At 59.8% G+C, this 1,123-nt stretch carries 3 protein-coding genes; all 3 read right to left on the minus strand.

Going from position 1 to position 1,123, the window contains the following annotated elements:
- On the minus strand, positions 1–325 hold a 325-nt coding region (locus tag PROAA_RS12995), incomplete at its 3' end, for a hypothetical protein (RefSeq protein WP_186411748.1).
- 72 nt (positions 326–397) lie between these two features.
- Positions 398–682, minus strand: a complete 285-nt coding sequence (locus PROAA_RS13000) for a hypothetical protein (RefSeq protein WP_186411749.1) — start codon at positions 680–682, stop codon at positions 398–400.
- A gap of 84 nt (positions 683–766) precedes the next feature.
- Complete coding sequence (locus PROAA_RS13005; protein ID WP_186411750.1) at positions 767–1,012, minus strand: hypothetical protein; 246 nt, start codon at positions 1,010–1,012, stop codon at positions 767–769.
- Between the last annotated feature and the right edge of the window lie 111 nt (positions 1,013–1,123).

A 1,123-nucleotide genomic window follows, 5' to 3' on the forward strand; every position in this document is an offset into this window, starting at 1 on the left:
CAGAATAATTCGTGGGGCCGCGAGGTGGTCTTTCTCCGCGTAGCGGCTTCGTCCAACCCGGCGGTCGAGCGGAGCTGCGCCAAAAGCCGCGCAGCCCGCTCACCTCTACGTTCGGCGTCGCCGCCTTGGCGCGCAGCCAAGCAGTGCCGGCATCAATCGCCTCCTGCTCGCTGCGGTGGTAGCCGCACGGCAGTTTCCCCATACCAATCGCGTGCGCGGCGTAGCCGGGGGACATTACTTCCGGGTCAATACCCAGATGTGCCTCAACCCCTTTTCCCAGCAGGTACTCGGCTCGTTGCTGCAGGTTCATTTCACTGTATTCCATGTTCTTTCTCCGAAATTTCGCCGCCGAACCCGGCGCTCAAGCTGGACCGTCCGCAAGCGGCCGGCCACTTAGCTATGCGTTGGCCGTCAGATGCTTCTCATGTCCACATTCCTTACAGCGCAACCGCGCATACTCTGGCGGGTATGTCTTCGTTTTTTCGTACTGGTGTTCGCCATCGTTCAGGCAGTCGGCCTTGTAGGCGTAGTAGCTGAAATGAATCGCCGTGGTGTAGGTGAATGTCTTCCCACACTCTCCGCACTCTTGCTGGTGCAAGTCGTCTTCTTCGTAGCCGTAGCCGTCATCGTGGTTTATCTCAACGTCCGCGCCACAATAAGGACATTGCGTGTCTTTGCTCATATCTCCTCCGTGCCGGCCAACCCGGCGTTCAACGCGGACCTTCGCAAGCTGCGCTTGCTCGGCCCGTTAACTCAGCGTTGGCCGTCACCGGCACGGGGCGTCACGGTTTGGGCCACCATTGCGCGGCGCTGTCACAGCCGCCGCCGTCACGCCAGCGCCGACTATTTCCACTCGCCCCTCGTCGAACCACTGCGCCGGCTCAATCTTCCCGTCCTTTGCAGGAGGCACAAGCCCGTACTGGTCGCAGCCAGTGAGGTATTGCGCGCGCCCGATGATGATTCCTTCAAACCCCGTAATCTTGTCTTTCGCCTTCTGTCCTAGCTCAATCATGGTCGTTCCTTTCGTTTGTCATCCGGCGCTCTCAGTGGGTGGCGCCGGCCAACGATTAAGGTTAGATCGTGATCGCGAAGCGAGCCACGATCTGAACCGGTTGTTGGACAA

Source organism: Candidatus Propionivibrio aalborgensis (assembly GCF_900089945.1).
In the GTDB taxonomy this organism is placed as follows: Bacteria; Pseudomonadota; Gammaproteobacteria; order Burkholderiales; family Rhodocyclaceae; genus Propionivibrio; species Propionivibrio aalborgensis.